34 protein-coding genes are annotated in these 25,599 nt (G+C 37.3%); 16 read left to right on the forward strand and 18 right to left on the reverse strand.

The features are described from left to right. Positions 1-22: 22 nt before the first annotated feature. Both SACI_RS01605 and SACI_RS01610 read right to left on the reverse strand, forming a co-directional pair. Positions 23-1,120 (reverse strand): CoB--CoM heterodisulfide reductase iron-sulfur subunit A family protein, encoded by a 1,098-nt coding sequence (locus SACI_RS01605; RefSeq protein ID WP_015385401.1) that lies wholly within the window; start codon positions 1,118-1,120, stop codon positions 23-25. Between the two features lie 54 nt (positions 1,121-1,174). Next, complete coding sequence (locus SACI_RS01610; protein WP_015385402.1) at positions 1,175-2,485, reverse strand: CoB--CoM heterodisulfide reductase iron-sulfur subunit B family protein; 1,311 nt, start codon at positions 2,483-2,485, stop codon at positions 1,175-1,177. A gap of 522 nt (positions 2,486-3,007) precedes the next feature. Here SACI_RS01610 and SACI_RS01615 point away from each other — a divergent pair. The 4 genes from SACI_RS01615 to SACI_RS01630 are packed head-to-tail and all read left to right on the forward strand — an operon-like array spanning position 3,008 to position 5,719. Beyond that, on the forward strand, positions 3,008-3,241 hold the full coding sequence (locus tag SACI_RS01615; protein ID WP_011277248.1) for a sulfurtransferase TusA family protein: 234 nt from the start codon (positions 3,008-3,010) through the stop codon (positions 3,239-3,241). Between the two features lie 12 nt (positions 3,242-3,253). Then, a complete protein-coding gene (locus tag SACI_RS01620; RefSeq protein WP_011277249.1) occupies positions 3,254-4,411 on the forward strand; it encodes an NAD(P)/FAD-dependent oxidoreductase in 1,158 nt (385 codons plus the stop codon). 1 nt (position 4,412) lies between these two features. Beyond that, positions 4,413-4,793, forward strand: a complete 381-nt coding sequence (locus tag SACI_RS01625; protein ID WP_011277250.1) for a DsrE family protein — start codon at positions 4,413-4,415, stop codon at positions 4,791-4,793. A gap of 5 nt (positions 4,794-4,798) precedes the next feature. Next, positions 4,799-5,719: a DUF1641 domain-containing protein gene (locus tag SACI_RS01630; protein ID WP_011277251.1), complete on the forward strand. Its 921-nt coding sequence runs from the start codon at positions 4,799-4,801 to the stop codon at positions 5,717-5,719. A 172-nt stretch (positions 5,720-5,891) separates the two neighbouring features. Here the strand turns inward: SACI_RS01630 and SACI_RS01635 are convergent, their stop codons facing one another. From SACI_RS01635 to SACI_RS01645, 3 genes are all read right to left on the reverse strand, one after another. After that, on the reverse strand, positions 5,892-6,734 hold the full coding sequence (locus SACI_RS01635; RefSeq protein ID WP_011277252.1) for a 4Fe-4S dicluster domain-containing protein: 843 nt from the start codon (positions 6,732-6,734) through the stop codon (positions 5,892-5,894). A gap of 74 nt (positions 6,735-6,808) precedes the next feature. Beyond that, positions 6,809-7,051, reverse strand: coding sequence for a sulfurtransferase TusA family protein (locus tag SACI_RS01640; RefSeq protein ID WP_011277253.1), 243 nt, complete (start codon positions 7,049-7,051; stop codon positions 6,809-6,811). Between the two features lie 11 nt (positions 7,052-7,062). Further along, entirely contained in the window at positions 7,063-7,494 is a 432-nt protein-coding gene (locus tag SACI_RS01645; RefSeq protein ID WP_011277254.1) for a DsrE/DsrF/DrsH-like family protein, read from the reverse strand. Between the two features lie 135 nt (positions 7,495-7,629). Between SACI_RS01645 and SACI_RS01650 the strand changes: the two genes are divergently transcribed. Genes SACI_RS01650 through SACI_RS01665 form a run of 4 tightly spaced genes read left to right on the forward strand, consistent with a single transcriptional unit; the run spans position 7,630 to position 10,248 of the window. Further along, positions 7,630-8,031, forward strand: coding sequence for a DsrE family protein (locus SACI_RS01650; RefSeq protein WP_011277255.1), 402 nt, complete (start codon positions 7,630-7,632; stop codon positions 8,029-8,031). A gap of 6 nt (positions 8,032-8,037) precedes the next feature. Beyond that, a complete protein-coding gene (locus tag SACI_RS01655; protein ID WP_011277256.1) occupies positions 8,038-9,372 on the forward strand; it encodes a dihydrolipoyl dehydrogenase family protein in 1,335 nt (444 codons plus the stop codon). Next, positions 9,359-9,700 (forward strand): hypothetical protein, encoded by a 342-nt coding sequence (locus tag SACI_RS01660; RefSeq protein ID WP_011277257.1) that lies wholly within the window; start codon positions 9,359-9,361, stop codon positions 9,698-9,700. The genes SACI_RS01655 and SACI_RS01660 overlap by 14 nt, the downstream gene beginning before the upstream one ends. Further along, positions 9,697-10,248 carry a thioredoxin family protein gene (locus SACI_RS01665; protein ID WP_011277258.1) on the forward strand — a complete coding sequence of 184 codons (552 nt, stop codon included), beginning with the start codon at positions 9,697-9,699 and terminating at the stop codon, positions 10,246-10,248. The genes SACI_RS01660 and SACI_RS01665 overlap by 4 nt, the downstream gene beginning before the upstream one ends. Here SACI_RS01665 and SACI_RS01670 read toward each other — a convergent pair. From SACI_RS01670 to SACI_RS01700, 7 genes are all read right to left on the reverse strand, one after another. Beyond that, positions 10,214-10,552 (reverse strand): PIN domain-containing protein, encoded by a 339-nt coding sequence (locus SACI_RS01670; protein WP_011277259.1) that lies wholly within the window; start codon positions 10,550-10,552, stop codon positions 10,214-10,216. The two genes, SACI_RS01665 and SACI_RS01670, sit on opposite strands and share 35 nt — an antisense overlap. A 44-nt stretch (positions 10,553-10,596) precedes the next feature. Further along, entirely contained in the window at positions 10,597-11,424 is an 828-nt protein-coding gene (locus tag SACI_RS01675; RefSeq protein WP_048054418.1) for a peptidoglycan DD-metalloendopeptidase family protein, read from the reverse strand. Positions 11,425-11,430: 6 nt separating this feature from the next. Further along, positions 11,431-12,486, reverse strand: coding sequence for a radical SAM protein (locus SACI_RS01680; protein WP_011277261.1), 1,056 nt, complete (start codon positions 12,484-12,486; stop codon positions 11,431-11,433). Continuing rightward, positions 12,483-13,388, reverse strand: coding sequence for a radical SAM protein (locus SACI_RS01685; RefSeq protein ID WP_015385405.1), 906 nt, complete (start codon positions 13,386-13,388; stop codon positions 12,483-12,485). Before SACI_RS01685 ends, SACI_RS01680 begins: the two co-directional genes overlap by 4 nt. Then, positions 13,385-14,419 carry a lipoyl protein ligase domain-containing protein gene (locus SACI_RS01690; protein ID WP_011277263.1) on the reverse strand — a complete coding sequence of 345 codons (1,035 nt, stop codon included), beginning with the start codon at positions 14,417-14,419 and terminating at the stop codon, positions 13,385-13,387. Before SACI_RS01690 ends, SACI_RS01685 begins: the two co-directional genes overlap by 4 nt. A 351-nt stretch (positions 14,420-14,770) precedes the next feature. Further along, positions 14,771-15,121: a hypothetical protein gene (locus SACI_RS01695; protein ID WP_011277265.1), complete on the reverse strand. Its 351-nt coding sequence runs from the start codon at positions 15,119-15,121 to the stop codon at positions 14,771-14,773. Positions 15,122-15,140: 19 nt separating this feature from the next. After that, a complete protein-coding gene (locus tag SACI_RS01700; protein WP_011277266.1) occupies positions 15,141-15,635 on the reverse strand; it encodes an HAD family hydrolase in 495 nt (164 codons plus the stop codon). A gap of 39 nt (positions 15,636-15,674) precedes the next feature. Here SACI_RS01700 and SACI_RS01705 point away from each other — a divergent pair, with 39 nt between their 5' ends. From SACI_RS01705 to SACI_RS01730, 6 genes are all read left to right on the forward strand, one after another. Next, entirely contained in the window at positions 15,675-16,115 is a 441-nt protein-coding gene (locus SACI_RS01705) for a glycine cleavage system protein H (RefSeq protein WP_011277267.1), read from the forward strand. Positions 16,116-16,261: 146 nt separating this feature from the next. Continuing rightward, on the forward strand, positions 16,262-16,711 hold the full coding sequence (locus tag SACI_RS01710) for a glycine cleavage system protein H (protein ID WP_011277268.1): 450 nt from the start codon (positions 16,262-16,264) through the stop codon (positions 16,709-16,711). Beyond that, entirely contained in the window at positions 16,711-17,808 is a 1,098-nt protein-coding gene (locus tag SACI_RS01715) for a lipoate--protein ligase family protein (protein ID WP_011277269.1), read from the forward strand. The genes SACI_RS01710 and SACI_RS01715 overlap by 1 nt, the downstream gene beginning before the upstream one ends. Positions 17,809-18,002: 194 nt before the next feature. Then, positions 18,003-18,452, forward strand: coding sequence for a hypothetical protein (locus SACI_RS01720; RefSeq protein ID WP_011277270.1), 450 nt, complete (start codon positions 18,003-18,005; stop codon positions 18,450-18,452). After that, positions 18,449-18,874 carry an OsmC family protein gene (locus SACI_RS01725; protein ID WP_011277271.1) on the forward strand — a complete coding sequence of 142 codons (426 nt, stop codon included), beginning with the start codon at positions 18,449-18,451 and terminating at the stop codon, positions 18,872-18,874. Before SACI_RS01720 ends, SACI_RS01725 begins: the two co-directional genes overlap by 4 nt. A gap of 34 nt (positions 18,875-18,908) precedes the next feature. Then, entirely contained in the window at positions 18,909-19,232 is a 324-nt protein-coding gene (locus SACI_RS01730) for a hypothetical protein (protein WP_011277272.1), read from the forward strand. A 179-nt stretch (positions 19,233-19,411) separates the two neighbouring features. Here SACI_RS01730 and SACI_RS01735 read toward each other — a convergent pair whose 3' ends face one another. Next, complete coding sequence (locus SACI_RS01735) at positions 19,412-20,221, reverse strand: winged helix-turn-helix transcriptional regulator (RefSeq protein WP_011277273.1); 810 nt, start codon at positions 20,219-20,221, stop codon at positions 19,412-19,414. 4 nt (positions 20,222-20,225) lie between these two features. Next, the gene (locus tag SACI_RS01740) at positions 20,226-20,429 is read right to left on the reverse strand and encodes a DUF1059 domain-containing protein (protein WP_011277274.1); all 204 of its coding nucleotides are present in this window, start codon (positions 20,427-20,429) and stop codon (positions 20,226-20,228) included. Between the two features lie 95 nt (positions 20,430-20,524). Here SACI_RS01740 and SACI_RS01745 point away from each other — a divergent pair, with 95 nt between their 5' ends. Then, positions 20,525-20,884, forward strand: coding sequence for a DUF1059 domain-containing protein (locus SACI_RS01745; RefSeq protein WP_011277275.1), 360 nt, complete (start codon positions 20,525-20,527; stop codon positions 20,882-20,884). Between the two features lie 82 nt (positions 20,885-20,966). Here the strand turns inward: SACI_RS01745 and SACI_RS01750 are convergent, their stop codons facing one another. Together SACI_RS01750 and SACI_RS01755 are read right to left on the reverse strand one after the other, a co-directional pair. After that, positions 20,967-21,365, reverse strand: a complete 399-nt coding sequence (locus tag SACI_RS01750; RefSeq protein ID WP_011277276.1) for a hypothetical protein — start codon at positions 21,363-21,365, stop codon at positions 20,967-20,969. Between the two features lie 164 nt (positions 21,366-21,529). Next, positions 21,530-22,357, reverse strand: a complete 828-nt coding sequence (locus SACI_RS01755) for a DUF929 domain-containing protein (protein WP_011277277.1) — start codon at positions 22,355-22,357, stop codon at positions 21,530-21,532. A 101-nt stretch (positions 22,358-22,458) separates the two neighbouring features. Between SACI_RS01755 and SACI_RS01760 the strand changes: the two genes are divergently transcribed. Continuing rightward, entirely contained in the window at positions 22,459-23,547 is a 1,089-nt protein-coding gene (locus tag SACI_RS01760) for a hypothetical protein (RefSeq protein ID WP_011277278.1), read from the forward strand. A 111-nt stretch (positions 23,548-23,658) separates the two neighbouring features. Here the strand turns inward: SACI_RS01760 and SACI_RS01765 are convergent, their stop codons facing one another. Then, a complete protein-coding gene (locus tag SACI_RS01765; RefSeq protein ID WP_011277279.1) occupies positions 23,659-25,062 on the reverse strand; it encodes an Asp-tRNA(Asn)/Glu-tRNA(Gln) amidotransferase GatCAB subunit A in 1,404 nt (467 codons plus the stop codon). 240 nt (positions 25,063-25,302) lie between these two features. Continuing rightward, positions 25,303-25,500 (reverse strand): chromatin protein Sac7e, encoded by a 198-nt coding sequence (gene sac7e / locus SACI_RS01770; RefSeq protein ID WP_011277280.1) that lies wholly within the window; start codon positions 25,498-25,500, stop codon positions 25,303-25,305. Between the last annotated feature and the right edge of the window lie 99 nt (positions 25,501-25,599).

The raw sequence follows: 25,599 nt of genomic DNA on the forward strand, positions 1-25,599 counted from the left end.
GTAATCTACGCTCAGTAACTTGCTAATGATGTATCACCTGTTGCATCTTACCAAAATTAGACTCCTCCCAAACACCACTGGTAACATATTGATATGCCTTTAAAGCTGCTGCATAGCCCTCAGTTATTGAGTCCGATATCCCCTTAGGTCCTGTTATTGCTCCAGCTAAGAATACACCTTTTCTCGTGGACTGTACGGGCAACCTGTCGGGATCAAGAGGTTTCACAAAACCGTGTTCCTCTAGCTCGAGACCAAGAACTTTAGCTACTTGCTTGGATCCTAAACCTAACTCCATTCCGTTAGCTAATATAACCATATCATATGGTACAACTAATGCCCTGTTCAAATTCATTGTATCTTCTCCCTTTATTATTACGGTATCATTAGGACCTCTCATGAATTCAGAAATCCTACCTCTTATGAACCCAACCCTGTAATCCAATTGTGCCTTCCAATACAGCTTATCCTCCATAAGTCCATATGTCCTTATATCCATGTAATAGATGTGGACAATTGCATCAGGTATTCTCTGCTTTATCTCCATTGCCTGTTTAATTGATATTGCACAACAGACTCTCGAGCAGTAAGTATTCCCAACAGTAGCATCTCTGGAACCAACACATAATAATATTGCTACTCTTTTTGGAGGTGTACCTTTTGTAGTGACCAGTTTGTTCTCGTGGAGCATACCCTCTATATCAGATATCTGGTATATGTTGGGAATCAATCCATACCCATACTCGTACTTCCTCCTAGAGTCAAAATGCTCAAACCCTGAGGCGGCTATTATTGCATTAACCTTCTCGGTCTTTAGGTTTCCCTTCTTATCCTTTATACCAACCTCGAATCCATCAGAAACGTTTTTCATATTCTCAATTATACTCTCTGTTAGAACTCTTACATTACCATTCTCTTCTACACTTTTCACTAGAGGGTCAAGAACCTCAGATGCAGGTCTTAATTCAGGAAATAGAAGACTGTATTTCAACTTTTTAGGCGTACCGCCGAGATAGGACTCCCTCTCCACTAATATTAAATCAACTCCCATTCTACTTAATTCCTTAGCTGCTGAGAGACCCGCTGGTCCTGCTCCAACAACCAGAACCGATTTATTCACCATCTTTCCACCTTATGATATAAAGTTAAATAAAATTTTAAATAAAAACTTTTGTTATTACTTTTGCTGGGACTTATACCATTTAACTCTATCAGGCAGTGTCAGATAGAAGTCAATTTTTCTATGTTTTGGATATAGGTATTGGGTTTCTTCCTTTCCTTCCCTTAAATCGTGTAAGTACTGCAGGAACTTCTCTTTGTGGTCATCAACTGGTACACCTATTTTCCTCAAAAATCCCTCCACGTCCGTTGCATGCCAATGTATCTGGGCAATAGTATAGGGATCAGCTCCCATAGCAAGAGCGACAAACTGCGCATCTGCTAATACTGGTAAATTATAATTGACTCCATGTGCCTTACCTACCCACTGACTCTTATCTAAAGTTGTCACACATCCTGTATCAGAGGTTACGAAGACATCTGCATGACCCTCCTCTACAGCAGGTATAACTTTCTTGAATAAAGCAAAGCTTCTGGTAAACTCCCTTTCAGTCAAAATATGTCTGAAACCAAATCCACAGCAATCCCACCACGTAGAATAATCTACTAATTTGGCACCTAGATTCTTTACTGTGCCTGAAGGAGCTGCAGGTCTTCTTCCCTGGTAAACTTCAGGGTCATATATTGTATCCTCTGGTACTAACTTGTAGATATGGCATGGTGTGTGGACAGCAGCCTTGACTCCCTCTAGGTTATATTTCTTTTGCTGTGCAGCTTTCTTGCTCATAACATACATCCATTCTGAGTAGTGGACTACTTCCTCTGGTACAACTATATCCATGTCTAGTTTTCTCATTATTGGTCTCAGTTTCTCCCTTATTTCACTGTGTAGTATTATCATGTTCCTCATTTCCTTATAGTGCCCAAACGAGGTACCACAATGTATTAGAGGGAAATAGTCTGTTTCATAAGCCCTCCACATATTTCTAACATAAACACCTGCTAATGCGACAGGATTAGACGCACCAGATGCGTGATAGTTCCAACCTGTACATGAAGTCTGATGAGGTTCGTCTAAATAATCAATCTCAAGTTTATTCATGATCCAAAAGACTGAGGTCGGGTAACCAGGGATATGACCACACTGACCACAGCTTTTATGATGCCATAACTTTGTTGTCGGAATCTTTTTAGGAAGACCATTTAAGGACTGATATTCTACAGGGTTATACATGGGTTTAACGTGATGGACTAGTATCTCACCCTTATCCTCCAGCTTATATAACTCCTCCTTAACGTGCTGGAGACCATGAGGTGTACTGTACTTGTAAATTATCCTCTGATAGACATCCTCCCAATCCACCTGGTCAGCCATAGGAAATGCTTCCTTTATAGCCTCGTCAAGCTTCTTCTCCTGCTCTTTATTCATACTCATATTTGAGACACCTTTGTTATTTATAAAATATTAATAAAAATATAAAAACTTTTCCTAAAGCTATTTTGCCCAGAAACTTGACTCAATTGGAAAGCGCCCGTGTTTTTAGTAGCTATGGTAGTATTTTTGAAGTAAACTGAATAAAATACTTTCAATAAAATAGGTAATAATAATTAAATCATTAAGGTATTTCTCTGTGTAGTAAGTAATCACCGCTTTACCGCAACTTTTTAAGATAAAAAGAAATAATCTAATTATTCACTAAACTTGTTAAACTTGCACAAATTGACTGGTAAACGTAAATTAGGTCTTAAATTAAATTAAAAAAGTATTACATTTTCAAAAACAACATAAACTGTCTTTTTATTTTTTAAATTTCCTACAAGTAGATTCCAGAACCGTAAATGATATTAAGTTAATACGTACATTATAAAATTATTAAGCACACTTTGTACAGCCTTTATAAAAAATTTATTAATCACAATTTACCATATATATATAAAAGGTGACCCAAAGGTGAGCAGTCTGAGAATATACAAAGAACTAGACTTAACCAGTTCCTCATGTGCAGGACCAATTGGTGAACTCTCAGGTGTGATAGATGAGCTTCAAGATGGTGAAGCTGTTAAAGTAATATTGGGAGATGAGGCGACAAAAAAAGACATAACATTATGGGCGAAGAGAAGGGGAGTTAAGATAGTAAAAGAAGAACAGGAAGGGAGTAAGCACATATTATTCATAACTAAATGAGGTGATTATGGTTTGGCTAAAAGGATAATTGTAGCAGGAGGAAATATAGGAGGCACAATAATAGCAAATAGGCTAGCCCAAAAATTAGACCATGAACTTCATAAAGGAGAAGTGGAAATTGTAGTTCTAAACAAGAACGACGATCATATTTACTACCCCGGACAATTGTTATTAGCCTATGGTCTTGAGACTCCACCAGAATTAATGAAAAAAGAAAGCGAGCTACTGGACCATAGAATTAAGTTTATACACGGTGAGAAAGGGACTATAACAAAATTTGACCCAGCGAACCACTCTGTAGTAACTGCAGATGGTGTTTCACACAGTTACGACTACTTAGTGATAACAACCGGAGTAGAGTACAGTTGGGATGAGATACCAGGCTATAGGGCTGGATCAGTTAACTTTTATGAATATGAAGATGCCCTGAAGATGAGAGAAGCACTAAACAATTTCCAGGGAGGAACAATCGTAGTTAATACAGCAAGATTACCCCACAGATGCCCTGTTGCACCCTTAGAGAACACATTAGTCCTTGATGATTACTTAAGAAAGAGGGGAATAAGGGACAAGACTAAAATTATTTACACATACCCAGTTCAGGGAGTGTTTGGAAGACCAATAACTAACAAATTCATGCTAAAGTTATTTGAAGAGAGAGGTATTGAAGTGCATTCACCATTCACTGTAACAAATGTAAACCCAACTGAGAAGATAATTGAGTCTCAAGAAGGAGGTAAGCTGAAGTACGATCTGCTAATTGCAATTCCACCAAATATGGGAGCAAAAGTCGTAGGAGATTCAGGATTGGGTGACAGGAGGAGATGGCTACCAACTGATAAGTTCACCCTGAGAATGAAAGACCATTCTAATGTATATGTAATGGGAGATGCTACCGATTTACCCGTATCTAAGGCAGGCTCCACTGCAGACTTTGAATCTTATGTCGTATCCCATAACATAGCGAACGACATTAAAGGTAATTTAGGTATGAAGCACTACGGAGGAGATGTACTCTGTTATATAGCAACTGGAACTGATCAAGCAACCTACATTAGGTTTAGTTATACCATGAACGAGAGTCCTCCACCCCCATCCTACATCCACTGGTGGGGGAAGATAATGTACAATAAATTATACTGGACTGTAACAGCCAAGGCAGTGGTATAAAATGAAACTAGGGATAATAGTGGGTACTAATGAGAGATCAAGGTTAACATATGCAGCAATGAACTCTGTAATATCCTCATCTATGGGAGACGAAGTATTCGTATTCTTGACAATGGATTCAGTAAGGGCTTTCACAAAAAACCCTGAAGTTAAAGACTCAGATGTTTCATCAAAAACAATGGTTGAAAAGAAAGATGAGGACTTTACAGGGCTCTTCAAAAAGGCAAAGAAGAGCGGAAAGGTGAAGATTTATGCTTGCTCTTACGCCAGCAAGCTGTTTAACTATAGTAAAGCAGATTACAATGACCTTGTAGACGAAATAGCGGGAATAACTACGTTCATGATGGATGTAGAAGGGGGACAAGTTATCTCAGTGTGGTGAAGGTAATGCAAGACCTAAATCTAGATAAGATTTTTTCTAAATTAGACCAAAAGAGAATTGATGCACTATCTGAATTGGTAGAACTGACACCAACACTAACTGAATTACTTAAGAAACTTGATGAGTTGAAAGAATCAGGAACATTGGACGCATTAATAAATTATGCGTATATAGGGAAAACAATGAAGGATATGCTAAACGATGATGCTCTTCAAAACCTCAGCAACACGGTCTCCAGTCTATTAGAGCTTACTAAGGTTCTGTCAAGACCTGATACATTCCATAATACTATGAGGTTAATGAACAATATAGACGCATTGGCTGATGTTACAAGTAAATTGAGGACCATGAAAGAGGATGGAACACTAGATGTACTTATGAACACTGCCTACACCATTAGAACATTCAGAGACATGCTCAATGATGAAGCTCTAGCCAACATTTCAAGGTATACGTCCAACCTGTTAGAGATTTTGAGGGAAATGGATGATAACTCAGTAAGATCGTTGAAGAGCATATTAAGAAGGGCTAAGACCATAGACGGCTTAATGGTCAGATTAGAAGAACTTGAAAACTCAGGAGCATTAGATGTGTTATTAAACCTAGCCTATGCAGGGAAAACAATGAAGGATATGCTAAACGATGATGCGTTAGCTGAGATAGGGAAATATCTCTCACAGTTCCTAGAGGCTTATCCAAGAGTTATGGGATTACTAAATAGTGTGACAGATGGAAACGGTCTCGTCTCGAGAATGATGAATGCAATGAAATCAGAGGACGTTAGAAAGGCTTTAGAATCTCCTCCCAAAGTGTCTATTAGTGGTTTGATTAAGCAGTTATCAGACCCTGAGGTACAAGTAGGTCTTGGAGTATTATTCTCGGTAATTAAAGCGATAGGAAAAGAATTCTCAAGTCATAACAAGTAATTTTTATTTTATTATTTTTTAGTATCATTTTATCAGATATTAGATAAATGCCATGTAAATTTCTACTTCTTATCTCCTTATTCAGCTCTTTTAAACACAGTGAGGATTTGGAGAGATAATCTCAGCACATGTGTAAAAATAATATAATGGGGTTCTAGTATATACAAAAAATTTACAAATCTAGCCAGCTATCAGGTAGTTCGTCTTCGTTGAGCTCTCCTTTTTCCCATTTCTCCTTTAGTTCCTCTAACTGTTGCTTTCTCTCCTCGTATATATCCATAATCATGTCGTAAAGGTCCTTATCCACGTTCTTAAGAGAATCAAGAACTCCAGATTCAATAAAGATTGTCATTAACTCTACCGCAGTCTGTAATGATGTATGCCAACCTACATCAGACCTTTGTAGTAAATCCACTGGTATTGCCTTTCTATAGATATCCATGTTCTCAGACTCCTCTAGGGCTCTTGGCCCCCAGTCAGGGAAAGCCTCAGGTTGAATCATATTAGGTGTTACTTGATTCCCTGTGGTTATTACTGTAAGCAAAACTCTTCTGTAAGGAGCAAGCACTTCCTTAGCTGATGGTAAAGCAAATTTTACTGCATATTCTCTCAGCAACATTATCAAACCCGCAATTTCATTATTAAATGGGCATCTCATTGAGCACGTATAACACTGTACACAAGCCCAGACTTTCTTATTGGTGAATTCCCAAATCTTATCGACAGAATCCCTCATCATATACTGAATCATTTCCCTTGGTCCAAAATCGTAAAACTTGGCTGCAGGACAGCCTGAGGTACATACTCCACAGTTTAAGCAACCCCTCAAATATTCATTAAATCTGAAATCGCTTTTCACAGCTTCCCAAAATCTAATTGCTGCTTCTCTCTCATCAGGTTTCAAATTGCTCATTAGATTCCTCTCTTCCTCAGCTACTGCTCCTTGTACCTCATATGACATATCCAAGTATCTAGGGTCGTCGGGTAAAGGCGGAGTTATAGTTTTAGCTGCCATCAAATTCACACAAATAAATAATATAAGAAGGGTACTTATAAATTTTTATTATAATAAAAAAAATTGAACTTTACTTATTTCATTCTCTTGATAAGTATTCTAGTTGCATCTCCTTGTTGCTGGATATCTAGGATTTGATGACCTGTCCTCCTTGCCCAAGCCTCAATATCAGGTTTTGCAGCTGGGTCTGTTGCTAATACTTCTAATACTTCACCGACTTGTATCTGCTTTATAGCCTTAGCTGTCTCTAGAACGGGTCCAGGGCAATACATTCCCCTTGCATCAAGGGTTTTTGATATTTTTGCTTCTTGAGTCACTTTCTCTCACCTTAGATAAATAATGTAATTCCACCCTCAGCCCTATCTAAAAAAGTTGCCGCACCTACCACATCATCAACAAATTCCGCTAAATCCTCCCTCTTTACGCCAAAGAACTCCATTGTAGTTGAGCATGCGTACACTTTAACTTCGCCAACTTCTTTAGCTTGCTGAACTAATTGATGCCACATGGGATACTTCATCTCTTGCATTCTCTGCATCATTATAGGTCCCATTTGCTCATAGTTCTTGTCTATCTGTGGGGGTTGTTGGCTGTGAATACTCCTCTTGGTAATTGACTGTAAACCCCAGAAGGTGAAGAACAGGTTAACCTCATAACCACCTGCAGCTGCTGCAGAAGATAAGATTCCTACTGGCATGAGCTTGTCTATTGTTCCTGAGAACACTATTATAGATAGTTTTTTCTTCTTTTCTTCTCCCATTTTTTCACCAAATATTATTTTTGTTTTTGTTGTATATAACTTTTGAACTTAATTGCAAGCTCTACAAATTATGAATAAAGTAACAAAAACTTAAATAAGTACAAAAATATATAATTCAATAAGAGGTAGTCAAGTATGGAACAGGCTCAATCTGAGTCTCAGGCTGAGGAACAGAAAAAGAAAATCCTGATAGTTGTTACTCACGGACCAGACGATATTGACAGAACATATGCACCCTTATTTATGGCTTCAATATCCGCCTCAATGGAGTACGAAACTTCAGTGTTCTTTATGATAAAAGGACCAAAACTATTGGATAAGAAGTGGCAAGAAGAGGAGAGAAGAAAGGGAGGTAATCCATTCATTAGGTTCTTCGACATGGCAAAAGAAAATGGTGTTAAAATGTACGTATGCGTGCAAAGTCTAAAAGATATGTGCCATATGAATGAGAGTGACATAGTAGATGGAGTTGAAATAGTAGGAGGATCAACACTAATAGATTTAACAATGGATGCTGACAGATCTCTATTCTTCTGATCAATCATGGAATATGATGTAGTGGTAGTAGGAGGAGGAACTGCAGGATATATTGCAGGAAGTATATTAGCAAGGAAAGGTAAAAAGGTACTGGTAACGGAGAGGGAAAGATTTGGAGGAGTTTGCGTAAATTACGGCTGTGTCCCAAGTATATTTTTTTATGATGTAACCTATTTTCTAAACAGAGGAAAGGAAATAGGAAATTATCTTGGTATCGAGATAGAGACAAAGGAAAGCAAAAGATTTTTCCTAAGGAGAGACGAGCTTGTTTCTTACCTATCAGACGCAGGTAAAAGGCTGATAGAAAATGCAGGTGGAGACACTGAGATTGGTGAAACAAGGATATTAACAAATAATAGGGTTAAAGTAAATGGTAAGGAAATTGACTTTAAGAGAATAATTATAGCCTCTGGTACAAAACCATTGAAACCTGAAATACAGGGTATAGAGAATGCAATAAGTGAAGATGAAGCAGTCAGACTGAACTATATACCTAGTTCTGTAGTTATAATTGGTGGAGGATTTGCAGGCATAGAGTTAGCCCAATACTTTTCTCGACTAAACTCGAATGTCACATTAATCACCAGAGGAAAAATCCTCAGGACATTTCCTGAAGATGCAGTTAACTTTTTGAGACAGTCTTTAGAATTTGACGGTGTAAAGTTAATTGAAAACACAAGAGTCACTAATATCTCGAAAAGGATAGTTGAAACAAATAAGGGAAATTTTGAGGGAGAAGTTGTAGTGTATGCGACGGGGAGAGAACCAGATTTACCAAAGGGAATTGAGAATATTAAAGTAATCACAGGTAAAAACGGAGTAATAACCAATGAAAGGCTTAGGGCTGGAGAAAATGTTTATGCAGTAGGAGACGTGGTAGATAAAGCGAATAAGACTGCGCATTCAGCCATGCTTGATGCCATCATATGCTCTATGGATATTCTTGGTATAGCTCATGCTAACGTAAAAGGTATTAAAATACCCAGAGTGCTTTACACAGACCCTCAAATAGGTGTCATAGGTGATATAAATGACGCAGTGAAGTTCGGATATTTCCCATTTAATGCATCAACCAGAGCGATAATTAGTGGAAACAGAGAAGGATATGTGAAGATAGGAATAAACGAGAAAAATGAGATAGTTTTTGGGGAGGTCATTGGAGAAAAGGCAGAGGAGTTGATAAATATATTAACGTTGGCTGTGAACAGTAAAATGACCGTGGAACAACTTTCACTAATTCCCTTCGTTCATCCTTCTTTATCTGAAGCCATATTAAATTCAGCAAAGAGTTTTTTTGACCTAGACGTTGATAGATATAAGGAGAATAATGACTTTAAATGATTATATTAGAAAAAGAGGGCTCTCATTAGTCACAGACGGTAACACAAAGAAGATCCTTCTTGACGATTATGAAATAAGAATAGAAGAGAGAAGAGTTATATTGCCTATACCCTTACCAACTGGAAAAGAGACTCTAGACGATCTCTTATCCATGGGAATAAAATACGCTAGAGCCTCAAGAATATCTCAATTACTAGGCTCACCTTTGGAGTACTCAATTGAAGGAAATACTGTGTTTGTCATAAAGAAGTTTGAAAGCGAGAAGAGTCTTGAAGATTCACTTATTAAGGCATTAGACGGAATAGAGGGATTGAGGTACTTCTTATGAGTTACGATAATATAATTAGAGAATACACAAGGGCAATTAAATCAAATATCACAATATATTATTGTGACGGAGAGGAGTTAATCAACTATCTGAAGGATGTGGTAGTAACTAAGCAATTGGAGGAGTGCCAAAAGCCTCTCATTAAGGTTCAAAAGGACAATAGAACATACTTTACTTATTATGGTATACCCACCGCCAATGAGTTATGGCCCTTTTTAAATGCACTAGCGAGAATATCTAATGATATAGTTCAACTCGACCAAAAGGAGATTGAATTAGCAAAAGGGATTAGAGGAAATATTAAACTATTTGTAACTCCAGATTGTACTAAATGCCCAATAACCGCAGAATTTCTTTACCAGTTAGTTCAGATTAATCCAGACGTAACCCTAGAGATCTTTGACGTAACCGAGTATGAATACGAGAAGGAAAAATACAGGGTCTTAAGTGTACCAAAGATTGTATTCAACGAGAGGACTGAGATTCCTGGAGGGTTTCCTAGTACTATCATCCTCAAGATGATGATAAAAGCTCTTGAGAAGACATAACCCTTACCCCAAGATCTAACGCTTTCTTTTTAACGTCATCATTATCAGTTACAAGAAGGGCATTTAGCTCTACAGCAACCATTATCGCCTCGGACTCATAATCTGGTATACCTTCAATCTTAGGTGGTTTATGTGAAAAGGATCTCACTATTGCACCGTTATCCAATGCAATGTCTATGTTTACATGATTTCTCAACGCAAATGAAACTCCTAAAGTAGTGATTATTAGTTTATTTTCCCTGCCAAGGGACTTAAGGATTTCTTCTAATTTCTGAAAGGAGCTAGGTGATATAACTACATACATATATACTATATTCTCTAAGTGGGATTTATACATTCACTACCTATTTAGTGATTAAAACCTTTAAGAATTACACTTCGCAAGTCTATTAAGTCTCCCTCTTCCATCGCTGTTGACGAAAAGAACCTAATATAGGGGAATCCTCCGTAAGATAGTACCACCTCCATGAACGCTTTCCCACAGATTGGTTTATTTTCCAAAACCTTGAATGACGAATCAAATTCCCAATTTCTTATAAGTCCTCTTTTACCCTCAAAAATAGCGTAATTCTTCCTTTTCCTGTAAATTTTACCTAGATGTATACCGAAAAGCGATATTGGTTCTTTATAACCACCTATAAGACCACCGTAACAAGCATATGGAATACTGGCATTAAGCAGACCGCCACAGCATCCCAATCCTCTAAATTTTCCTGCCTGGGCATAATCCTCTATCATAACGTCAAAATAATCTCTAGTCTTAACCTTTATAATTCCTCTTAATGACTCCCTATACATACTTATTTTAGGGAATGAAATTCTAACGCCCTCGATATGAGCATGAGGAAAATCTCCTCCTGTGTAGGGTGTTAGAATAAATTCGCCTAAAGGTTGACCCTCTTTCACATATTCTCCCTTTTCTGTGAAGGGTCTTACGTGAAGGATTTTAACCATGTTACCATTGCTTTGCCTTATAAGTATCACGTAATCATAGTCCACTTCAGCAAACCTGTTTGGTCTTCCAACTCTAATTTTCTCTGTATCTATCACTTCTCCTTCCACAGGAGAGTAGAAGGTGTGAAAATCTGGAGAAGAGACATCAATAGCTTTGGCTCTCACATGGGATGGAAAACCGCTAGAGAAAAAACTGACTAGTGAACCAGTAGGAATATACATGGACATCTAATTCAACAATTTTTTGATTAGGACCTCTAGCTTACTCTGTTTTATTGCCTTTCTAGTGACTTCAAGGTCAGGATATAGTGGAATATTCTTCAGTACACCACCAGGTCTTTCATTTGAGTAAGGTCTGTTACAACCTGGACAACCACTGGTCATAAATGCGGGAGCTAACTCCTCAACAGTGAGATCACTAGGAATTTCTATATCCACTAGCTTACCTTCCTCATTAAATTTAAATGAGTCATATTTCACTAAATCATTCTCTATAAGCCATCTGGAAACTTGCATCCTTCGATAAACGTCTATTGGTACTGGTTTTCTCTTTTCCATAGGAGTACCACTTTCAGGATAAAATGCGAACAGTGATATTTTGGCTCCTCTGGAATGGGCGTACCACATAAGATGTATAGCATCCCTTTCAGTTTCTCCTAAACCTACAATCAAGTGAATACCAGCGTTCTTCTTGCCAAAAACCTCTACAGCCTCATCTATTGCCTGAATGTATCTATCCCATGAATGCATGCTCCTAACCAGTTTCCCCCTAACCTGGTCAAAAAGTTCCTTATTAGCTGCATCAATTGCCACATCTATCATATTAGCTCCAGCCCTCTTCATTTCAATCATATGCCTCTTATACGTATAAGTTGCTGTAACTAGTTCTGATATCTGTAATTCTATTCCAGCCTCTCTAATTCTCCTTGTAATCTCTATGGCATCAGGAGAAGCTCTAGGATGAGCCAACTGACCTACACATATTCTTTGAAGACCGTATCTAATGTCGCCTTGTCTATCCTTTATTCTCTTGATGACCTCATCTAAAGGTCTCAAAGGCCATTCTACCCTTATCAATGTCTTACACTCTGGACCCTGTGCGACCTCCCTTGCTTGTCCACAGTAAGAGCAATTTGCCTTACAACCGTCTGGATAGTATTGGAGTAGGTTAATGGTTGTATTTAGAACGTTGTTAAAAAATACTCCCGGAGAGAATCCTAGGACTATGTCTGCACCGAAGCTTAATCTCACCCAATCAGGACTTGAAACTAAACGAAGAGTCATGAAACACCACCTGAAATTATATCGAGAACAACATTTCCGCAACAGGCATTACTAAGAAAAACTTTTCTCTTTGACATTGCATACTCATATGTTTCCTCCTCAGGGAATGCGATTGCATCTATATCGTAGTCCACAGCAAACGTCTCCACCTTTACATAATCTTTACCTCGCGGTCGTGCACAGCCCAGGTTTATAGGTATATTACTAAATGTATCCCTAGCAAATCTTAGGGCAGTAATGAGTTCCTCAGGAGATGGCTGGTTTCCATTGTACATGGGTGTCCCAAGTAATGGCATTAACCCAACAATAATTATGGCGTCCGGTTCAACCTCTTTTAGTAATCTTATAGCCTCTAAATCACCTTTGATACCTTTTGTACTTAGACCAACTATGACATGAGGCACTATCTTAATTCCAGCCTGTTTAAGATATTTAAAGGAGTTCAGATAATCGTCTACCGTAAATGGTTGCCTCAGAACTTCTTTAATAGTTGTGTTATCTGAGACCATATCAAGTAAAGCCACCTTAACACCAGCTTCCTTGAGCTTAACTGCTATATCTTGGCTCCTTACCACCCCGGTATGGGCTATGATTGTAAGCTTATCCGCGTACTTGGAAATAACGTGTCCGTATTTCCATAAAGGAACGTCTCCTCTGATCGTAGAGCCACCTGAGAGTATTATCCCCTTATCTCCTGCCTTAACAGCTCTTTCTAGTTCCCTTGTGAGCTTCTCTTCACTAGACCCATCTATCATAGTCTCTAAAACCCTTCTACCACAATGTTTACAATTAAAGGCACAATATTTACCTGTGACAGAAATGGACTTCCATCCATTACTAGAAGAGATAAAATCAGTCTCATACCTTTTCAAATTAGGAGCGTAAATAAACAGTGGTCTCATTTTAACGCCTCCTTCATTAAGTTTATTAGATCTTCTTGCGTAATCCCCAATATCTTTACATTCTTGTACCATTCCTTGATCTCATTATCTATATCCTCTACTCTACTCCATTTCAGCCTTGCCTCTAAGTCATAGATTGCAGTCCTAGGTTCCACAAAGAAGTCTCCTGTAATAAGCACAGACTGAATTAGATTCTCTCCAGCCAATTTAATCTGCACTTTTACTAGACCTCCAGGGAGCTTCCTTTCTAAATACCTAATGTTGTCACCCTCTAACGGCTTTCTCATACCGAATATCCACTCAGGGGATGAGTACTTCCTAGCCAACCTATTTATGGTCTCAGTTTCTTCCTTATGGTAAGTAGATTCTTTTAACTCAACTCCCAAGGCTTCAGAAAATCCCTCCTTGGCTATTTTTATTAAGTCCACCATATCTATACTAGAAGTTAACTCCTTGTTAATCCATGTTAATCTGTCCTTAAAGTCCTTAGACAGTTTATCCTTTAATTTCTCAGATGTCAACTTAAGCACTGATACCATTGCATCGACATCAAAGTCTAAGAGAATTGTACCAGTGACACCCATATATCTTCCCTCCGAGAATGCACCTATCCCAGATATTTTTCTCCCTTTAATTTCTACATCATTTTTTGGTCTGAAATTTGCACTTATACCTAATTTTCCCAGTGTCCTTATTACACCCTCTGCACCTAGTCTCATGGCATTATCTGGAGTCTCTCCCAGGAGACTTTTGTCTGCATAAATTTCCCATCCTAATTGCCACGGTCCCATTATTATAGTCCCGCCTCCTGTGGGTCTCCTACCAACATCCCAATTCTTACGGCGCACTTCCTCTAGATTTACCTCCTGCTCAACTGTTTGATGATATCCTATTAGGACAGCTGGAGGGTCAAATATGACGAACCTGAGCACAGGACTACTTCCAGAGGCTACAGATAACAGAAGTGCTTCCTCGCCTGCAAGAATATAGTCTTGACTATTTCTTTCGACAATAAATCTGAATTCTCTCATTAATATTTGCTTTAGTTTAGTAAATATAAAAATCTATCCTTAAAATCTTTTCAAAAGAAAAAGTAAGTTGTAAGAAATTATTAAGTTTTTAAGAAATGCGGTTTTACACCAAGTTCAGGTGAAATTATAAGGGGAATTTGAGATAAAAATACCATGAAAGTGGTTTGCCCTGTGTGTAACAGGCTTTTTGAAGCTGAATGCACACCATATAGACAATCTCACCAAGAAATTTTATACTATTTTGATACTGAAATATGTATGTTAGCGTTCCTTAAGGAACCAGAGAGATTTGTGTATAAGTGCAGAAAAGAGGAAACCTAGTAAAAATCAAAGATGCCTAACAGTCATAGATCAGTACCATAAACCCCTCTTCATACTATCTAACTTGGTATATAGAGCTATCTGGAGGTATCTAAATACCTCAATTGTAAATTTAACTGCAGTGTCTTCATCATAGGAATTTAATTTAGAAATGAGCTCTGTTATCATCCTACTCATATCGTTCATAGTGGTCTTCTCCATATCGTATTGGTTCAACTGAAGAATCTCGAGTATTTCGCTTTTAGTCTTAGCCTGTTTTAGCCTTTGATATATCTTGATTACGACTCCCTCTTTCTCTTTTCCAAAAAGAGCATCTTGAGGATTCCTGAGCCATCTAGCATAGGTAGCTGCTAACCTCTTTGCCTCATTCTCTATGGACATGATTTTATTTTCATCACAGTTAAATAAAAATTTTCAATCTCTTCAACGAGCCTAGTGCGCTTAGCAGGTCATTTGACATAATAAAAGGGGAATATTTAGAGCAATCATAGTATCTGTTCACACAAACTACTTTTATCCTTGAATCAAAAAACCTGGCTGAAAGTAAATCTAGGGGCGAAGAACCAATCATAACGACGTCTAAGGGATCCCATTCAGTTATTTTAAATAAGATCTCAAAAGGCTCCTTCGAAGGCTTCGTTTTTCCAGTATTCGAAACTACATACAATGGGCTTACATTTATCCTCTTAAGCAATTCATCTGTTGTGACAGAATCGTAGGGGGATAAAACTGCAAGCTTGTCCTTAACTTGTTCGTACAATGTATGCCAGTCCTCATAAACCTCATAAGTTATAGGTAAGCTCATAGTACGTTCTCCCTTGTAGACTTTGTATAGGTGATCTGTTAGGTCGATCTTCAGTATTACGCCGTCTAACCAAACTGCAAAATGTACCATAGCTAGGTTTATAAATTATTTTTATGATTTAAAAAGTGTATGAAAATTTCATTTTTCAATTTCCCAGACGATCTATTGTATGAACCTGAGAGACATGTGTGGATTAAGGTCGAGGAAAATAAGGTTGTAAGTGTGGGCATGACCGATCTAGGGCAGTACCTTGCAGGAAAGATATTCCAAGTGTCTGTCCCTAGAAGGGTAGGAGAAAGGGTCAACAATAGAACCATACTGTTCTCAGTAGAAAGTGCAAAGTGGATAGGAAAAATAAGATTGCAAATAGAAGGTGAGGTGGTAGATATTAATGAACGGGTTATAAAAAACCCATCAATAATTAATGAAGATCCATATGGAAGTTGGATTATTAAAGTCTCAGTTACTGACGTAGATCTTGTTAAGAGAGCATTTAAGAACATACAAGATTGTAGAAGCCAATTTGAGGAGGAAGCAAATAGGATTGTGTCATGGAAAAATAGTTCCTGAAGAGAGTCCTCAGAGTCCATTTAGTTTAGCTGGTAGAATACAGATTTATGTTGATGCAGATAATATAATAAAATAAAAAAGCCATTCATATTTTCTTTAAGGTAAATTTTATTTATTTAAATTTAGAGATATAGTATAGACCTATTATGGTAGTAGAAGCTAATTGTGAAATCCCAGAAAACCTATACTATTATATTGATGGAAAGAACACAGTGTGGGTGAAAATAGAGGGAAGTGATATTGCGGTAGTTGGTATAACGGATTTAGCACAAACCATGGCAGGGAAAATTGTGAAGATAAGGATAAAGAAGAAAGGTATAAAAGTAGAGAGGGGAAGACCTGTAGCAACTCTAGAGAGCGGGAAATGGGCTGGACCAGTGCCTGCACCAGTTTCCGGTGAGGTAGTGGATTCCAACTCAGAAGTTGAAAAAAGCCCTGTGATCTTAAACAGAGATCCTTATGGTCAAGGATGGATCGCAAAGATTAAAATTAGTAACCAGGAGGAAGTTAAGCAATTATTAACAGGACAGCAAGCTATACAAAAACTCAAGGAGATTATAACCTCAGAGAAATTAACATGTAAGAGGCTACAGTAATGGGAGACTGGAGATATGTCTCCTTACCTCCCCAAGACGGCTATCATATGATAACTTCGTTTGTTGCTGTAGCAGATTACGTTAACAAGAACGGGAAAAATACCTTAATGACGTTCTATGCCAGGACTCCATTCATCAACGTCGGTGTACATCAAGAGGTCTGGTTGGAAGTAGATCTTGAATGTGCTAAGCAGAATAACATTACTGTTGTGAGAAGAGACATAGGTGGCGGAACAGTGGTAATTACCCCAGGTGAGCATGATTATTTTATAGTAGTTAGAGCTGAAGAAGTTCCAAGAAATCCCTCTCAGTTATACGAGAAATTCTTAACACCAGTGGTTAACGTCCTGAAATCCTATGGTCTTAACGCAAACTTAAGGGATCAGGATATAGTAGTAAACGGAAAGAAAATAAGTGGTAATGGTGCATCAACGTTTGGCAACGCAGTGGTCATAACGGGAAATATCCTTTTTCAGTTAGATGTTGATACTATGACAAGGTGCATAAAAGTACCCTCAGAGAAGTTCAGAGATAAAATGGCAAAGGACATAAGGGATTGGTTAACGTCCCTAGAGAGAGAGTTAGGATATGTGCCACCAAGGGAGGAAATTGAGAAGAAGTTGAAGGATGAATTTGAGAGGTCATTAGGCATAAAATTTGAGGACTCAAGGTTGACTAGGGAAGAGATCGAATTGTGGGAATCGTTAGCTAAAGAAAAAGCTAATGAGGAGTGGATCTACTATAAGGACAATAGACATCCTGATTTACATTCAGAGAGGTGTGTTAAGATCTCCTCATCAGTTGCAATTTGTCACATTGATTATAAAGCCAGAAAATTGTTAAGGATAACAATGAGAATAGTGGAAAAAAAGGTTGATGAGATATCTATATCAGGAGACTTCTTTGTCATGAATCCTAAGAACTTTCTAGAGAAACTAGAGGAGAGCCTTAGAGGAGTAGAGGTTAATAATATTAACAGTGTGGTGCGGAGAATATTTGAAACTGAAAAGCCTGTTATATTTGGATTTTCAGAAAATGATTTAATCAATGCTATACAGGAGATACTCAATAAACCTGAAGTTCAAGAAGTCATTTAGAGTTTCTTTATTTGTATCTCTCTACATCTAGCAAGACACTCTGAGATACTTATAAATTTCCAGTTCGGTGACCTGCTACTGGCTGTAAGACAGTCTTTTACACATTCCTCATTAGATGTTTGTTGCTCCATAATTAAAAATAAACAAAAACAAAAAAGAAAAATTTTTCTCCCTATGATAAAAGAATAAATTAAATGACAAAGGAAAGGGTAAATCAATTAGAGTTAGAGGTCGAAGCAATTGTTGAAGTCGATGGAAAGGAATATAAAGTGGTAACAGTTCCTACAGCTGAGGAATACACAGGTTTTCCTCCCTCATGGGAGTTTGTGAAAGCTAATATGTTAAAATGGAAACCTTACTTTAAAGCAAAAATGCTAAATTTTAATGGTCAATTAATCCCCGCGTTAGAAAACGTCTTACTGAATATGGAGGAGAATATGTATGAGTTTTTACTCGACATATACTATACCTTTAAGGTAAACAGACCCTCTATTGAAACAAATATTAGTACAGTAATCACAAGACAAATAGAAAGGCTTGAAGAAAAATTGAACAGAACCTTCAACGAGAAAGAGAGGACTGATCTTTACATAAAATATGGTATAGAGGCAGCTATCCTTAAGGATATAGGTGTAATAAATTGACAATAATCACATTTACGGCTGAAGGAGAATTTTCGGGGGATAAGGTAACTATAACAATAATGGACGATCAAATTCTAGAAGTTGGAACTTTAGGCTCCAATTATGTTAAACCTGAGGAACTATGTCTAGCTTCAGCGTTGTCATGTCTTATACTAACAGTTAATTACATTGCAAAGGAGAAAGGGGTAGACGTGAAAGGGATAGAGGGTTATATAGAGGGAAAGTTAGATCCTGATGGATTTCAAGGTAAAAACAGTGTACCACCAGGCTTGCTCGAAGTCAATTACCATATCTCAGTTAAGTCTAATGATACCAAGATTAATGAGGTTATAGAGGAGGCTGAAAGGAGGTGCCCCATGAAAGATACATTGACAAGAGGAATAAAAGTGAATATAAGGTGGAAAATAGAAGAGACTAATTGAAAATGAGGTTTAACTCAGAGAGGGGGGATTAAACATGTCTGAGCTACTAAAACCTGGTGAAAGGGAAAGAAATGAAATTATTGCTTACATTCAAGTACTGCTAGACTATTTGAATGATTTCATTAGCAAACATAGAAGTGAACTAATTAAACTTGGGGTTATGAGTAGGTTACTTAAAAATATCTCATTTATATCTATGCATAAATATAGCCCCGAAATATACATGGGAGAATATTGGGATGAAATAGTTAGTGTTATGAATACCTTGAAAAAAGACCCCCAACTAGAGAAAGAGATAGTAGAGATGAACGATATATTAGAGAAAATAAGTGAGTTACGAAAGTCGTTCTTACAGTAGAAATTTAAAAATAGTAAACCTCTTAAAATGTTTTTTCTGAGATTGTAAGCTCAAATCAAAAGTATATCTGTTAACCATGAAATTATACTAAAAAATACGGGTAAGTATAAACTAGAAATTAAAAATATTTCAATCCAATTGTTTTCCTCTGGTCAAGAGGTAGCCAACAGCCTTACTCTTCAGAACGGAGAGGAGGTAGACTCTGGGCTCTGCTTCATTGTTTTAAATTCATAATCATATATTATCATGACATCTGAATCCTTATCAACCTCTCTGGCGCCATTAATATACTTCTTAGCTCCTTCCACATTATCAGCATAACAAACAGTTATTCCAGCATAACCATCAGTAAATTGCCACAATTTACATTCCTGTAAAACGGGTGATATGTCCTCAATTCTCTTAGAGAACATGGAGAATATAACTATGTCTGCCCTTCCTAGATTAATTTCTGGCACTATCAAAATCATCCCTCTGAATCTCATATGCCTGATATGTTTTTCTATAACTCTAGTGTTGATGCCTAACTTTTTAGAAATTTCCGAAGAAGCTAGCCTAGGGTCTTCCTTCAACATTTCAACAATCTTCTTATCTAAACTTGAGGGTTTGAGCTTATACTGAACAGGTAAATAAGTTAACACAGGATCTCCCAGTTCCTTACGCATATACTCTATCCTATCCTTTAACTCAGTTTGACTTGAACCATATATGCCGTAGACATTAAGCCATTCTAGACATCTTAGCTTAAAGGAAATCCAATCAGCGTCTATCTCCTTGTAATTCTTAAAGGCAATATACAGTTGATATTGACCATAAAAGTTAGGGTTAATATATAACTTAAATCCCTTTAAAATATTGCTATCTATAAGTTTTCGGAACCTATAATTTAAACTTGCAGGCGTCAAGTTAAGCAGACTTGCTATTCTTCTCTGTGATATTCTGCCATCTTTGAGAAAAAATGAAAGAATTCTCTTATCTACTATATCCATGGAATCACACTTTCTTAATGTTTTGTTTTATCTTTTCTGCTACGTCTGATGGAATTTCTTTCATACCGTGGGCAGTCTTAGCATGGACCTTCAGTATTTCTAGCACTTCCTGTTCAGAGGACGCATTCTTTACTTCAAATCCACAGTTCATTCCTACGCTACTACAACTAAATTCGTACTTCTTCTTCTTGCCAAATCCAAATACCATATATTATAATTCCGTGAAAGATATATTTATTAATTCATTAAAACTATTCAAACGCCTCTATATATATTTAAAAAACTAATGTTATGTGATAGTAAATGGTAAAGTACACCTTCAAATGTGCGGATGTAGGAATGGACTGCGGATTCGAAATAGTTAATGCTGGAAGTGAAGACGAACTGTTAGAAGCACTTAAATCCCACGCAAAAATGTCACATGGACTAACATCAATACCACCTGATCTAGTAAACAAAATAAAGCAAAACATAAAGAAGAGCGGAAAATACTATTTCGCCTGTAGCAGTGTTGGAATGGACTGCGGATTTGAAATAAAGGCAGCATCTTCAGAACAAGAGTTATTAGAAGAGCTCATGGCTCATGCAAAGATGTCACACGGACTAACATCAATACCACAAGATACCCTAAACAAGATAAAACAAAATATCAAAGTAATGTAAGAAGTTTTTTATTCTTTTTTACCTTATATTCAATAGAATAAATATACACTCTCGGAAGTGACTATTGGTTCTCGAACTATATTTATACATGGAAGAATTCAGGTTTAAATATCATAACGTAAAACAAAAAGAGTGTAACGAGTATGTAGAGTACAGATACAAACCTCATCCTCCTTCTGAACTCAACTAGTCCCCTATAAGTAAGTCTATAGTGGTAAAATTCCAAGAAAAGGAGGAAGGGAGATATAATAAAGGCATAATAAGCCCACTTGGGAAATCCTAACTCCATCCACATATAAGCTCCCGATAAAGCGATAACAAACAAGGATATGATCTCGATAAAAACTAACTTTCTATAGGCTACCAGTATTCGTGAATCTGATAATTTCATAAATTCAATGAGATAATAAGCTCCAGTACTAAGACCAGCCCATCCTATAACTCCTAGCAAGTGGATGTACAACATTAATTCATAGAACACATTGAATTAGTCTGATCATTCTTTAAAAGAATTTATAAAACTGTGATGGACAATCTACCTTAATCTTGGTGATCCTATCAATGTTTCAGTTCACAGAACTGTGGAGAGAAAAACAGAGAGAACTTTTATGCGTTTTAACTTAGACAGTAAGATTAATTTTTAGTTCATGATATATATCTACTTTCAATCTCTGGCAAAACCATAACTACCTGTGATGCCTGGAGGCTACTGGATGATTGAGATGTAGTAGTGGTCGAAGATGTACTGTTCAAGAAAACATTACAGACATTTGTAGGTTTCCCGCCGTCAATTTGGCAAATATATTTAGTAATTAGATTAGCCTGCGCATACACTTGTAGATATATTTGACTATTTGGATCATTAAGCTGGCTTATAACGTAATTCCAATCGTGCCCTGACATGAGACCGGGATTAATTGAAGTACCTACCTGATAATAATACCCTATTATGATGAACGGTATCTGACCCTTACCATATTGGGTCCACATTTGATAAATATTGGTAGGAACGGGTTCTAACTGACTTCCATTTCTAGCCTCGTACTCTATCCCTATAAAAGATATATATGGGCTAGTGTAGTTAGCCTTCACAAAAGTGAAGGTAGGCGTATTAGGATAAACGTCTGTGGAACTAGATTGCATATACTCTAAGCCTGTAAAGTTTCCGAACCTAAGAAGAGCTAATATTAGAGCCCATCGTTCAACTGCACAATAGGGACACCATTCAGCTCCTACGTATATTACCGCAGGTTTACCCTCTGATGAAAAGTTTAATGGAAGAACCTGTAAATTAGTAGGATAAGCTTGTACATTATAACCCTGTTTACTTAACTCAACTAACTCTGGATATATGGAGATATTCTTACCTAAAGACGATGAATTGTTTGAAGAAGACAGTGAAACACCTATAATGACTCCAGTTATAATTACTAGTAAAACTATAACAATAATCTTGTAATACTTAGATGGCATACTTAGGTTTATTCATAAAATCCGATATATTAGTTTGTCGTTAGAAAATTTTTAACTAATTCTTAAGTAAGAAAATATACGCTATCATATTTGATTGGAAAATGAGTAAACACAAGAAAAATACTAGAGCGGTATCTAACGCTGTATTTGTAGCGGTAGCCGTAATCCTTATTATAATTGCGGCTGTAGGTTTCGCACTATATGCCACCAAGCCTTCGACCACATCAACTGTTACTACTACAGTGCCAACAACTGTGGTTTCTACAGTAACCACACCGGGAATGACAACCACCTCTACACAGACAGTTACCGCAACACAGACAGTCACGTCTACACAGACTCAAACAGTTACTTCTACTTTGACTAAGCCTGTTACTGTTAACTCCTCTGGTGCCTTTTACAATGGCCAAGTAATAACGTTCCAGTATACTGCCCAGTTCATGTGTACACCCCCTGCCACAACGTTCTTCCCCAATGAGACTAACCAGAGCAAGGCTGCAATGGGCTGTGAAGTCGGTGCTGGTAATATTTCAGCGTTCCCCAAGAACGCTGCACCAGTGTTTGTTTTAGTCCCTGCTTTTGCAGGTCTCTCAATATTTGGTCCCACACAACTTAATGCAACACCCCAGGGATTCCCAACATTTACCTACAACAATGTGACTTATGTTATTACCACCCAATGTGGTGCTGCTGGGACAATGACTGCCTGTCCTGACCACATGACCTACATCTACTCACCAGCATTTACTGCTGTTGAGCAGGCTTTGGGTATTAAGAACGGTGTGTTTAACCTACCAGAGGGTGTTTTACCAACACCAGCCCACGACCACTTGGTCACATTTACCACAAACCAGAGTATCCCATGGTATATTGTCGTTGTGTTAGTGTTTGACCCCAACATATTCCCCAACCCAATAACAGGCCAATGCCAGGCTATAGTGCCATCAAACACTACTAACCCAACAGCTAACTGTTTGAACAATATTCAGGCTCTTGAGAACGCAATGATGACCTATGATAGTGCAGTTGGAATGGCTAATGCTAAGAACCCAATATGGACTACACTAGTTAACACTGACTTACAGGTTGTTGTGCCAGGTATAACATCACCAAGTCAATTAATGTCAGCTACGAACTCTAACATGGTGTTATACTTTAGCGACCCAGCAATCTACCCATACCCAATATAAAACAACAACAAACATGAATATTAAATCCATATATTAAGTAAATTATAATTTTTTTATATTAAACAAAAAATTTCCATTTTTGTCCTATAGGAACAAATGAATACATTAATCTTACCATGATATATTTTCCACAGTTTTTGCTATTTTCAGCAGTGCCTCATCATGATAAATTTTACCTATTATTTGTAAACCTATTGGTAATCCACTCAATTTAACTGAAGGAATACTAATTGCTGGAAAACCAAGTAGGTTAACAAACCCGGTATATTTAATAATGGTTCTCCTATAATCTAGCTCCTTACCCATTATCTCATTAGTTTTTGGAGGAAGTATAGGCACCGTTGGGGTTATCACAGCATCAACGTGATTGAAAAGTCTAAGAAAATCACTAATTAAATACTTTCTGGATATCATGGATTGAATATATTCGTGAGCAGGAATTGACATACCATTTCTGATCAGCTCTGCCACATCCCTGGGATAATCATCCTCCCTAGACATGAATAAATCTTTGTGAAATGCAGCTGCCTCAGCAAGTCTTATAGTTGTAGTGATTTTATGAGAAGTCTCTATATCGAAGTTTACACGTTCTGTCTTAAAGCCTTCGGAGTCAAGTTTTGAAACCACATTATCTAAAAATTCTTTCTCGACCTCAGTCTGGCTTTCTTGTACTAATATGCCTAACGTGATCCTTCGAGGTTCTACACCTTGAGCTACGTTATCTATGTTTATTCTTGGGATATTGACTGTCGAAGAGTCGTTCTCGTCATAACCCATTATAAAGTAGGAGATCAGTGCAACGTCTAAAACGGTTTTGCTTAAAACACCTATGGTATCTAGAGACCAAGCAGTTGGAAACAATCCGTATCTGCTTACGAGACCATTACTGGGTTTATACCCTATCACACCACAGAACGAGGCGGGAACTCTTACTGACCCAACTGTGTCGGTACCTAATGAGATAGGAACAGAGCCAAAGGCTACTGATGACGCTGAACCTCCGCTAGAGCCACCTGTTATCCTTTCAGTATCTAAAGGATTTCTTGTAGGTCCAAACTCCGAGACGAGATTACTGACCCCTGACGCAAAAGCATGGAGATTGTTTTTACCGACAATTATGGCATCTGCCTCAAGTAGTTTGTTGATAACAGTAGCGTTATAATTAGGATAAAATTCTCTGAAGATCTTACTGGCTATTGTTGTTCTTATGCCTTTGGTAAATATGTTGTCTTTTACTGCGATAGGTAAACCCGATAAGGGACCAGTAGGTATTCCTCTTTTAATATGCTCCTCTAATTTCTCAGCATGTCTAAGAGCCTCATCTTTAATAATTGTTATATAGCTGTTGAACTTTTCAGCGTCAGTTTTCATTTTATCTAGTGTATGCTGAATTAAATCTACAGGACTTTGATTCCTATTAATAATGTCATTTAAGGTGAGAATTACCTCTGGCTTCGGTCTGATATAGTCTGGACCTATAATTTTTTGAATATCGTTCATGATTTTAGTAGACATGATATTTTACCTTAAAACCGTAATAATTAAACATAAAATATTTTTCTTATCATGAAAATCGCAGAAGGCTATATAAAGAAATTTAATACTTCAACATTACCATTATTATTATCGAAGCCTAAGAATAGCGGAAAAACTCCACATGAAAGAAATTTAGGCTATTATAAAAGATCTTCTAAAGTTGAAATGCAACAAAAAATAAAAACTTTTGACATTTAAAAAGCCCTTTATACCTTCCCCTTACTTCTTCTTTTCTGCTCTTGCTAACATGTCCATTAGTTCTTTTGGAGCGTCTTTTTCGCTTACAGCTCCTCTACCTGTCTTACCATTGTCGTCATAGGTAAAGGACACCATTTTGCCAACTCTCCAGACCTTCTTTATCTTTGAAGTGTCTACTTCTTTCTCTTCACCCTTATACTTAAACCTGACTTTTGCCATATTTGTTCATGTATATCTTAAATTCGCCATTAATTAATATTATCATTAATATACCAGTATTACATTAATATCCAAATATCATTAGTATCACATTACAAT

The organism is Sulfolobus acidocaldarius DSM 639 (assembly GCF_000012285.1).
Lineage (GTDB): Archaea > Thermoproteota > Thermoprotei_A > Sulfolobales > Sulfolobaceae > Sulfolobus > Sulfolobus acidocaldarius.